This is a genomic window from Micromonospora sp. NPDC049580 (assembly GCF_040675595.1).
Classification (GTDB): domain Bacteria; phylum Actinomycetota; class Actinomycetes; order Mycobacteriales; family Micromonosporaceae; genus Micromonospora.
The window spans coordinates 1-10,241 of the sequence record NZ_JBFAPG010000207.1; the positions used below are offsets into that span (position 1 = coordinate 1).

At 73.3% G+C, this 10,241-nt stretch carries 10 protein-coding genes and 1 pseudogene; 4 read left to right on the forward strand and 7 right to left on the reverse strand.

The window, feature by feature from the left end:
• From AB0J68_RS17895 to AB0J68_RS17905, 3 genes and pseudogenes are all read right to left on the reverse strand, one after another.
• Positions 1-616, reverse strand: a pseudogene (locus AB0J68_RS17895) (PucR family transcriptional regulator); the annotation flags it as partial.
• Between the two features lie 46 nt (positions 617-662).
• Positions 663-1,352, reverse strand: a complete 690-nt coding sequence (locus tag AB0J68_RS17900; protein ID WP_363939460.1) for a response regulator transcription factor — start codon at positions 1,350-1,352, stop codon at positions 663-665.
• Complete coding sequence (locus AB0J68_RS17905) at positions 1,349-2,551, reverse strand: histidine kinase (protein ID WP_363939462.1); 1,203 nt, start codon at positions 2,549-2,551, stop codon at positions 1,349-1,351. The genes AB0J68_RS17900 and AB0J68_RS17905 overlap by 4 nt, the downstream gene beginning before the upstream one ends.
• Positions 2,552-2,754: 203 nt before the next feature.
• Here AB0J68_RS17905 and AB0J68_RS17910 point away from each other — a divergent pair, with 203 nt between their 5' ends.
• Positions 2,755-3,294, forward strand: a complete 540-nt coding sequence (locus AB0J68_RS17910) for a hypothetical protein (RefSeq protein WP_363939464.1) — start codon at positions 2,755-2,757, stop codon at positions 3,292-3,294.
• Between the two features lie 105 nt (positions 3,295-3,399).
• The gene (locus AB0J68_RS17915; RefSeq protein WP_354859476.1) at positions 3,400-3,732 is read left to right on the forward strand and encodes a hypothetical protein; all 333 of its coding nucleotides are present in this window, start codon (positions 3,400-3,402) and stop codon (positions 3,730-3,732) included.
• A gap of 34 nt (positions 3,733-3,766) precedes the next feature.
• Here AB0J68_RS17915 and AB0J68_RS17920 read toward each other — a convergent pair whose 3' ends face one another.
• Positions 3,767-4,417, reverse strand: coding sequence for a hypothetical protein (locus tag AB0J68_RS17920; RefSeq protein WP_354859478.1), 651 nt, complete (start codon positions 4,415-4,417; stop codon positions 3,767-3,769).
• 242 nt (positions 4,418-4,659) lie between these two features.
• Here AB0J68_RS17920 and AB0J68_RS17925 point away from each other — a divergent pair, with 242 nt between their 5' ends.
• A complete protein-coding gene (locus tag AB0J68_RS17925) occupies positions 4,660-5,298 on the forward strand; it encodes a copper resistance CopC family protein (RefSeq protein WP_354859479.1) in 639 nt (212 codons plus the stop codon).
• A 171-nt stretch (positions 5,299-5,469) separates the two neighbouring features.
• Here AB0J68_RS17925 and gltX read toward each other — a convergent pair whose 3' ends face one another.
• From gltX to AB0J68_RS17940, 3 genes are read right to left on the reverse strand one after another with little or no spacing between them, the layout of a single operon-like run.
• Positions 5,470-6,879 carry a glutamate--tRNA ligase gene (gene gltX, locus AB0J68_RS17930; RefSeq protein ID WP_355135109.1) on the reverse strand — a complete coding sequence of 470 codons (1,410 nt, stop codon included), beginning with the start codon at positions 6,877-6,879 and terminating at the stop codon, positions 5,470-5,472.
• 51 nt (positions 6,880-6,930) lie between these two features.
• Positions 6,931-8,208 (reverse strand): MFS transporter, encoded by a 1,278-nt coding sequence (locus AB0J68_RS17935; protein WP_354859485.1) that lies wholly within the window; start codon positions 8,206-8,208, stop codon positions 6,931-6,933.
• Complete coding sequence (locus AB0J68_RS17940; RefSeq protein WP_363939466.1) at positions 8,205-9,554, reverse strand: GH1 family beta-glucosidase; 1,350 nt, start codon at positions 9,552-9,554, stop codon at positions 8,205-8,207. The genes AB0J68_RS17935 and AB0J68_RS17940 overlap by 4 nt, the downstream gene beginning before the upstream one ends.
• 188 nt (positions 9,555-9,742) lie before the next feature.
• Here AB0J68_RS17940 and AB0J68_RS17945 point away from each other — a divergent pair, with 188 nt between their 5' ends.
• Positions 9,743-10,192, forward strand: a complete 450-nt coding sequence (locus AB0J68_RS17945) for an SRPBCC family protein (protein ID WP_354859490.1) — start codon at positions 9,743-9,745, stop codon at positions 10,190-10,192.
• Positions 10,193-10,241 lie beyond the last annotated feature (49 nt).

A 10,241-nucleotide genomic window follows, 5' to 3' on the forward strand; every position in this document is an offset into this window, starting at 1 on the left:
CCGCCACCGCGACCGGCGGCGCGTCCGCCCAGCCCAGCGCGGCGGCCCGGCTCGCCAGGACGTCCGGCGAGTCACCGCGCAGCAGCGCGTCGACCAGCAGGGCCTGCAACCGGGCGTCCCACGCGCCGCGCGACTCGGCGGCCCGCGCGTACACCCGGGCGGCGGCGAACGCGATCTCCCGGGAGAAGCGCAGCACCGCCTCGCGCAGCAGCTGCTCCTCACCCTCGGCGGCCAGCTGCGACACCTGCTCCTCGACGACGTCGATGGTCACCTTGATCAGTGCCACCGTCTGCTGGAGGGTGATCGACCGGGCCAGCGCCTGGGGTGCCGCGGCGAACACCTCGTCGGAGACCTCCTGGGTGCTGTCCGCCGTGCCGCCGCCGTCGCGCAGCCACTGCACCAGCGACCGGGCGCCCGCCTGGGCCACCAGCATCACCCAGGAGCGCTGGTCGGCCGGCAGGGCGCGGAACCACGGCAGCGTCTCGTCCATCCGGGCCACGCTGGCGGTGGCCAGCGCTCCCGCCGATCGCTCGATCCGGCGCAGCGTGGCCGCCAACTCCCCACCGTCGGGCGTACTCACCGCCCTAGCCTGACACGTCGTGAGCAGGCCATCCACGCCGGCACCGGTCAGCGGGCCCGGGTCGGCCGGTCCCGGCGCAGGGTCACGGTGGCGCGAGCAGGCCCAGCTCCTGGGCCAGGATCGCGGCCTGCACCCGGCTGCGCAGGTCCAGCTTCGCCAGAATCCGGCTCACGTGTGTCTTGGTGGTGCTCTCCGCCAGCGCCAGCCGGTCGGCGATCTGCTGGTTGGACAGGCCCAGGCCGAGGCAGGCCAGCACGTCGCGTTCGCGCGGGGTCAGGGTGTCCAGCGCGGCCCGGGCGGCCGCCGACGCGCCGGGCGGGGTGGCCGCGAAGGCGGCGATCAGACGACGGGTCACCGTGGGGGCGATGAACCCCTCACCGCGCGCCACGGTGTGCACCGCCGCGACCAGTCCCGCCGCGTCGGTGTCCTTGAGCAGGAACCCGGACGCCCCGGCGCGCAGCGCGCCGAAGACGTACTCGTCCAGGTCGAAGGTCGTCAGCACCAGCACGTCGGCGAGCCGGTCGGCGACGATCGCCCTGGTCGCGGCGATCCCGTCGAGGCGTGGCATCCGCACGTCCAGCACCGCCACGTCGGGGCGCACCTGCCGGCACAGCCGGACCGCCTCGTCGCCGTCGGCCGCCTCGCCGACCACCTCGATGCCCGGCGAGCCGCCCAGGATCAGGGCCAGACCCGCCCGTACCGCCGGCTGGTCGTCCGCGAGCACCACCCGTACCGGCGCGGCGCCGGCGTCGCCCGAGCGCGGCGCGGTCACCCGCCCTCCCCGGTGGGCAGGGCGGCCCGGACCTGCCATCGGCCGTCGTGCGGCCCGGCGGTGAACCGGCCGGCCAGCAGCGCGGCCCGCTCCCGCATCCCGATCAGCCCGGCCCCGGCGCCCGGCAGCCCCGACCCGTCCGGGCGCACCGGATTCTCCACCGTCAGCACCACCTCCGCCGGCCGGTACGCGATGGTCAGCTCCGCCTCGCCCGTGCCGTGCTTGAGCGCGTTGGTCAGCGACTCCTGCACGATCCGGTACGCGGCGAGGTCGACCCCCACCGGCAGCGGACCCGGGGTGCCGTCGGTCTGCACCCGTACCGCGAGGCCGGCCGCCCGGATCCGCTCGACCAACCCGTCCGCCTCGGCGAGCCGCGCAGTGACCGCCTCCGGCACCGCGCCGACCACGCCCGCCGTGCCCCGCTCACCCGCGTCCGGCTCGCGCAGCAGCTCGATCATCTGCCGCATCTCGGCCAGGCCCTGCACGCTGCTCTCCCGGATCACCCGCAACGCCGACTCCACCTGGCCCCGCTCCAGCCCCGGTACGGACAGCACGGCGGTGGCGTGGATGGCCACCGCGCTCAGGTGGTTGGCGACCACGTCGTGCAGTTCCCGGGCCATCCGCGCCCGTTCGGCGCTGACCGCCTGCCGGCGGTCCAGCTCGACCAGCCGGGCGGTCTGCTCGGCCCGGGCCCGCTCGGCGGCGGCCTGGTCCCGGTACTGCCGCACGCTGATCCCGGTCAGCACCGGCAGCAGCCCGGCGAGCACCACCGGCACCCCGACGGCGGCCCCGCGCCACTGCCCGAAGCCGAGCACGCCGGCCACCACCGCGATCGCGCTCAACGTCGCGGTGATCCCGAGCAGCCACCGCCACAGCCGGGGCGGGCCGTACACGCAGGCGTCGTAGAGCACCTGCGTGTAGATCACGACGGTGCCCAGCGAATTGCCCAGCGCCGTGTCCACCACGAGCGCCCCGGTCCCCACTGCCAGGCTGGCGCGTGGCGCGACCCGACGCAGACCGACGGCCACGCACACCGCCAGCAGCGGCGCCAGGAACAGCTCGGGCGGCACGTCCGGGTGCGGGACGATCTGCGGCTGCATGCCCAGGCCGTACAGCACCAGGCCACCGATCAGCGACGCGCCGGCCAGCGTGAGATCCCGGCCGGCCGTGCCGGAGCCGAGCCACGGTGGCGGTCGCATGCCCCGATCCCACCACAACCGTCGACCCTCCGACTCCGACCAGGGAAGGAGCCCGCCGGCTCCGACATGCGTCGAAAGGGGTACGTCGAGCGCGTCCCGGACGGTTGGTCCGTCGAAGGGAGGACCCCGATCTCGTCTCCGGCGTCGAGGCCCGGGCCCCGCCGATCGGCGACGCTGGGTGCCGACGACGGGGGGAGGTCGCCATGGTGGTCGCGGTGATCATCGGTTGTGAGATCGCGTTCTGGGTCCTGCTCGGCGCCGGGCTGGTGGCCCGCTATCCGCTGCGCCGGCCACGACTCGGCGCGGCGCTGCTGGTCTGCGTACCGCTGGTCGATCTGGCACTGCTCGCCGCGTCGGTGATCGACCTGCGCCGCGGCGCGACCGCAGGCGTCAGTCACGGTCTCGCCGCCGCCTACCTCGGCTTCTCGGTGGCCTTCGGGCACTCGATGGTGCGCTGGGCGGACCAGCGCTTCGCCCACCGGTTCGCCGGTGGTCCGCCGCCGGTGCGGCCTCCCCGCTACGCCTTGGCCCACTCCCGCCACTCGTGGCGGGTGCGGGCCAAGGCGCTCCTCGGCTGGGCTGTCGCGTGCGCCCTGCTCGGTGCGGCGATCCTCTGGGTCAACGACGCGGAACGAACCCGTGAACTGGGCAACTGGATCCGCAGCCTCACCGTCGTGATCCTGATCTGGCTGGTCGCCTTCCCGGTCTGGGAGACCATGTTCCCTCGCCGCCCGAAGCGCTGACCCCGGGGTACGCCGTGCACAGGCCGTCGGTCCCGGCCAGTACGGTGACAGGGCACGTCGGGGGGAGCGCCCCCGCGCGTGAGTGCGAGCGTGAGGAGACCGGGGATGGCGCACGGGGAGGCCGAGCACGGCTGCGCCCAGGGCGAGCCCTGCCGGCTGGGGCACCACGACCCGCAGGCGGCCGGCAAGCCGCGCCGGCCGGTCGGCGGGGCGTCGGCGCACCCGGCGGAGTCGACCGGCGGCCGTCCGTCCGAGCGGGCCGACGACGACGTGGCCGTGCCACGCCAACGGGCCACCGAGCCGGTGCCGGCCGAGCCGGACGACGTCACCGGCTGCCGCAGCGAACTGCCCGGGTGGGCGGGGGCGCACCGGCACGGCCCGGTCCGGCCGCGTCAGCGGGCCACCCGACGGGAGCGCCCGCCGCGCCGCTGGTGCTGACCGCGCGACGGCTGGTCTGACCCGCCGCCCGAGGTCAGCGGGTCCGGCGGCGGATCAGCAGGGCGATTCCGGCGAGACCGACCGTGATGGTCAGCATGACCGCGACGTTGAGCAGCAGCAGTCGCTGCAACTCGCCGAGCGCTTCGTCGATGTCCCGCGCCGGGTCCATCGTGTCCTCCGGGAGGACCCGCTCGCCGCCGCCCACGCCGCCGCTGACCGTGTCGAACTGCCGCTCCAGCGGCACCCCGGCGGTGCGCAGCGTCTCGGACATGCTGAGCCGGCCGAGGAACCAGCCGGCGCTGGTCTTGCGGCCGTCCGGCTGCTTGGCCGGTCGGTAGACGCGCGGGCCGCCGGCCGCCTTGGGGTAGAGGTCGAACGTCTGCTTCGGCGTCTCACCGGCGAGCACCACGACCGTGTACTTCGGACCGAGGTTGGCTGCCTTCGGCCCGGTCGGCATGCCGGTACGACCGAAGAAGTTGACCTGGTCGATGACCGCCACCACGTGCGTGGGCTGGGTGTCCGACCGGAGCCGCAGCGGCTCGGTGAGCCCTTCGCCGGTGATGTCCACACCGGCGGGTGCCGGCTTGGGCGCCGCGCTGGCCGGGCCGGCGGTGCCGAGCGCCAGCAGTGCCGCCGCCAGCGTGCCCGCCAGCACGGCGACCCAGCGCCTCATCTGTCGGACCATCCCGCCTCCTCGCCCCGTTCGATGGATGGCTTCGTCATGACGTCCGGGTCGGTCGGCCGGTGACAACACCGACCGAGCGGTCGGGCCCACTCTCACAGACTCCGCAGAACGTCGATGAATTGCAGCTTGTGGAACAGTAATTGGAACTATCTGCGATCTCTGCTCGACTAATGAGGAGCTGTTTTGATCAGCGGGCGGATCGTACCCTTACGGAGGGTTTCATGGGGGGCAGGGTTACACGAATGGCGCGGGTCGTGCCAGTGGTGTTCGGCGTGGCGTTCGGTGTGTCGTTGCTGGCCCCGGCGACACCGGCCGCCGCGCACAACTCGCTGACCGGCAGCGATCCGCGCGACGGCGCCCGGGTGGCCACCGCGCCCGCCCGGGTCGAGCTTCGGTTCCTGGCCAAGCCGGCCCCCGCTACGACGAAGATCACAATAACCGGACCGGACAATGTGGTCGCCGGCGGGCAGCCGACCTTCGACGGCAGTCGGGTACGCGTGCCGTTCAAGCCCGGCGCGGCGGGGCTCTACATCGTCGGGTACCAGCTCGCGTCCAGCGACGGCCACCCGATCAAGGGCGAGGTGCGGTTCACCCTCACCACCGGCACGGCCGCCGACCCGTCCGCCAGCCCCTCGGCCGCCGGCACCGGCCCGGCGGCAGCGCCGACCGGCTCGCCCTCGGCCGGGCCCTCGGGAGTCAACCCGTCCTCGGGCGGGCCGCCATCGGCGCCGGCGGGCAGCTCAACGGCGTCCGCTGTGCCAGCGGCCTCGGAGCGGTCCGACTCTGGTGGCCGCTGGTGGCTCTGGGCGCTCGGCGGCCTGGTGTTGCTCGCTGCTCTCGCCGCCGGCCTGGTGTTCCGTCGCAGGAACCGGGCGCACTGATCACACGATCGCCGCAGGCCTGGTGAACGGGGTGTCCGCGTCCCCCTTTGCTCTGCTTCAGCGGAGGCAACACTTCGCGTCCGATATTCGGACACCGGGTGTTGCGTGGGTTGAAGCAGAGCAAAGGGGGCGACGCGTAGGTACGACGCCGGCCCGCTGCCGGTCGGACTGTCAGGGCAGGCGGAGCCGGGCGGCGCGCATCCGGGTCAGGGTGCGCTCGCGACCGAGCACCTCCAGCGACTCGAACAGCGGCAGGCCGACGGTGCGGCCGGTGACCGCGACCCGGACGGGCGCCTGCGTCTTGCCGAGCTTGAGGCCGCGCTCGGCGCCGACCGCCTCCAGCGTCGACTTCAGCGACTCGGCGTCCCAGGACTCCAGCGCCTCGAAGGCCGCGACGGCGGCGTCCAGCAGGTCACCCGAGCCGTCCTTCATGGTCTTGGTCCAGGCCGCCTCGTCGATCAGCGGCGAGGCCAGGAAGAGGAAGTCGACGTTCGGCACGATCTCGCTGAGCACGGCGATCCGGGTCTGTGCCAGCGGTGCGACGGCGGCGAAGGCGTCGGCGTCGAACTCCTCCGGCTGCCACGGCGGCGGCGCGATGGTCCCGGTGCCGGTCAGCCACGGCTGGCAGGCGTCGATGAACTCGGGCACCGGCAGCGCGCGAATGTACTCGCCGTTGAAGGCGCGCAGCTTCTTCTCGTCGAAGAACGCGGGGGAGGGGTTGACCTCCTCCAGCCGGAACTCGTCCTCGATGACCGACCAGGGCACGATCTCCCGGTCGCCCGACGGCGCCCAGCCGAGCAGCATCAGGTAGTTGCGCATCGCGGCGGCGAGGTAGCCCTCGTCGCGGTACGCCTCCAGGGCGACCTTGTCGCGGCGCTTGGAGAGCTTCTGCCGCTTCTCGTTGACCACCACCGGCACGTGCGCCCAGACCGGCGGCTTGACTCCGAGGGCGTCCCAGAGCAGCTGCTGCTTGGGGGTGTTGGGTAGGTGCTCCTCGGCCCGGATCACGTGGGTGATCCCCATGGTCATGTCGTCGACGACGTTGGCGAGCAGGAAGACCGGCGAGCCGTCGCCGCGGGCGATGACGAAGTCCTCGATGAGCTTGTTCTCGAAGGTGGGCTCACCCCGGATCAGGTCGACGACCACGGTGGTGCCCTCGTCCGGCGTACGGAAGCGCAGCGCGTGCCCAGGCCCCGGGCCGAGGCCGAGGTCGCGGTGGTAGCCGTCGTAGCCCTGGTACTGCGAGCCGGTACGGGCCTGCACGTCCTCGCGGGTGCAGTCGCAGTAGTAGGCCCGACCCGACTCGTAGAGCCGGGTGGCGGCGGCCCGGTGCTCGCCGGCGTTCGCCGACTGGAAGTAGGGCCCCTCGTAGCTGCCCCGGGAGATGCCGATCCAGTCCAGCGCGGAGAGGATGCCCTCGGTCCACTCGGGCTTGTTGCGGGCCGCGTCGGTGTCCTCGATGCGCAGCACGAACACCCCGCCCTGCTGCTTGGCGTAGATCCAGTTCTGCAGCGCCGAGCGGGCGCCGCCGACGTGGAACATACCGGTCGGGGAGGGGGCGAAGCGCACACGTACCGTCACGTCCTCCAGCCTACGGCGGCCGGCGACCGCTTTTGGCCACGGCCCCCCGACTCAGGGGACTGAGCGGATCTTGACGACCAGGGCGCTGCCCACCAGGGTGACCGCGGCGGTGACCGCGTAGAGCGTCGGGTACCCGCCCAGGTGGACGACGAGCGGGGCGGAGAGCGCCGGGCCGAGCACCTGCGGCGCGGAGTTGGCAATGTTGATCACGCCCAGGTCCTTGGCGCGGTCGGTGGCCCGGGGCAGCACCTGGGTGATCAGGGCGGCGTCCACCGAGAGGTAGACGCCGTAGCCGGCGCCGAGCAGCAGGGCGGCGACGATCGCCATCGGCCAGACCGGCGCGATGGCGAGCAGCAGCGCCGCGACCGCCATGATCAGGCCGGAGACGATCACGTAGACCTTGCGCCGCCCGGAGCGGTCCGACAGCCGGCCGGCGACCACCGCGGTCAGCATCATGCCGAGCGTGTAGAGCAGGATCAGCACCAACAGACCGCCCTCGGGGTCGGGGTAACGCACCCCGTCGGTGAGGAAGTACAGCAGGTAGAGGGTGCCCAGCGCGTTGCCGAGCTGGACCAGGAACCGGGTGATCCACGCCCAGGCGAAGTCCGGGTGCCGGCGCGGGCTGATCCACATCGAGGCGAACAGCGCCCGGGCCCGCAGCGCCGGGCGGTGCGCGCGGGGCAGCCGGTCGTCGGGAGTGAGCAGCGCGAACGGCAGCGACAGCACCAGGATGGCCACCGCGATGGCCAGGTAGCCGGCGGCGTTGCCGGTGACGACTGCGGTGACCAGCACCGCGCCGAGCACCAACCCGAGCGCCTGCGGGATACCCACCCAGCCGGAGACCGCGCCGCGCTGCGCCACCGGAACCCGGTCCGGGATGGCGGCCGTGAGGCTGGCCAGCATCGCGTTGAAGCAGACCTGGGCGGCGACCCAACCGACGGCGACCCCGAGGATGGTCCGCTGCTGGGCCAGCAGCACCAGCGCCGCCGCGCCGAGCACCGCGCCGCCGGCGGTCCAGACGTGCCGACGACCGAACTCCCGGCCGAGGATCCGCAGGCAGGTCCGGTCGGACAGCGCGCCCGCCAGGGGGTTGGCCAGCACCGCGGCCAACGCGCCCAGGCCGGTGACCACGGCCAGCATGGTCTCCTTGTCGGCGGGCGCGATCCGCTCGATCTGCTGCGGCAGCAGCACCTGGATCGGGGTGAAGAACGCCATCCACACGCCGAGGTTGGCCGCGAAGACCAGACCGATCCAGCCGCGTCGCACCGGCACGGTCGGTTCGGCGAGCGCCGCCGGCAGCGCCGCCGGCGCGGGGTCGAGGGTGGTCACCGCGCCGAACCGTCCCGGGAGGCCGCGATCACGTCCCGCAACCAGGCGTACGACGACTTTGGTGTACGCCTCTGGTCGGCGTAGTCGACGTGCACCAGCCCGAAGCGCTTGGTGAACCCCTCGGCCCACTCCCAGTTGTCCAGCAGCGACCAGACGAAGTACCCGCGTACGTCCACCCCGTCGTCGATGGCGGCCCGGACCGCCCGCAGGTGCCCGTCGAGGTACGCGATGCGCTCCGGGTCCGCCACCTGCCCGTCCGCGTCGGGTGCGTCGTCGTACGCGCAGCCGCTCTCGGTGATCTCGATGGGTGGCAGCGCGTCGCCGTACGTGTCACGCAGCCAGCCGAGCAGCTCGCGCAGCCCGTCGGGGGCGACCGGCCAGTCGAAGGCGGTACGCGGGTAGCCGTCCAGCGGCACCAGGTCGAACGGCAGCGGCGAGCCCTCCTCGGCGGCCCGTACGCCGGTGGGGTTGTAGTAGTTGACCCCCAGCACGTCGATGGGCGCGGCGATGATGTCCAGGTCGCCGGGGCGGACGACGCCCGGGTCGAAGCCGGGCAGCTCCGGGTAGCCGCGGCCGAGCAGCGGGTCGGTGAAGAGCCGGTTGTGCAGCGCCTCGTACGCGGCCCCGGCGGCCCGGTCGGCGTCGCGGTCGCCGAGCACCCGCACCGGGGAGTAGTTGTTGGCGATCGCCACCGGGCTGGCGCTGCTGGCGCGCAGCGCGGCGACCGCGAGCCCGTGCCCGAGCAGTTGGTGGTGGGCGACGGGGAAGGCGTCGAAGAGCAGCATCTCGCCGGGGGCGTGCACGCCCATGCCGTAGCCGAGGCTCATGTGGATGAACGGCTCGTTGAGGGTGATCCAGAGCCGGACGCGGTCGCCGAGACGGGCGGCGGTCCGCTCGGCGTAGTCGGCGAAGCGGGCGGCGGTGTCGCGGTTGAGCCAGCCACCGGCGCCCTGCAGGGGTTGGGGCAGGTCCCAGTGGTACAGGGTGGCCACCGGGTCGACGCCGGCGGCCAGCAACTCGTCGACCAGGCGGTCGTAGAAGTCCAGGCCGGCGGCATTGGCCGCGCCGCTGCCGCTGGGCTGCACCCGGGGCCAGGCGATCGAGAACCGGTACGCGGAGACGCCCAGACCGGCCAGCAGCGCCACGTCCTCGGCGTACCGGTGGTAGTGGTCGCAGGCGATCTCGCCGCTGCTGCCGTCGCTGATCCGGCCGGGGGAGCGCGCGAAGGTGTCCCAGATGGACGCTCCGCGTCCGCCGGCCGTGGTGGCGCCCTCGATCTGGTGGGCGGACGTGGAGACGCCCCAGCGGAAGCCGGCGGGGAACTTGGGCATCGGTGCGGTCGGCATGCGCCCTCCCGGTCAACGTGAAACGTGTTCGGGACTCTAGGGCGCTGTCGATGAATGCGCCATAGGCCGGGTTGGCGCAATCCGCAATGGTTGATCGGCGTGTCTTTTTCCTAACCCGTCCACGTAAGTCCGATTTAGCGCATAGAGTGCCGATATCGTGGGATGTCCTCACTGGAGGAAAGACGGAAATGATCCTCGTGGAACGCAGTGCGCACGTGGCGGCGCCGGTGGAAGTGGTCTGGGACGTCGTACAGCGGGCCGAGCAGTTACCGGCCTGGCTGGCGGGGGTCCGCGCGGCCGAAGTGCTCTCTGGAGAGGGCTTCGGGCGGCGGCAGCTGGTCCAGGCGGGGCGCGGTTCGGCGCATGAGGCCGAGGTGATCGCCTATCAGGAGCCGACGCTGATCGGCTGGCGGGAACGGGCCAAGGGTGCCGGTGCTCGTGCGGAGGCGCGCACCGAGATCTACGTCCAGCTCACCGAGGACGAGGAGGAGGAGGGCGGGACGATCGTGCGACTCATCGTCGTCCGCTGGCCGGCCGGCCCGGTCAAGGCGGCCCTGCTGCGCCTGGGCCTGCGCCGGGTCGGCGCCGACCTGGAGGACTCGCTCGCCCGGCTCACCGACCTGGCCGCCGTCGGCTGACGGGCGCGTCCGCTCCCGGCGTCACCCGCCCCTGGCGGTGGCCCCGGGC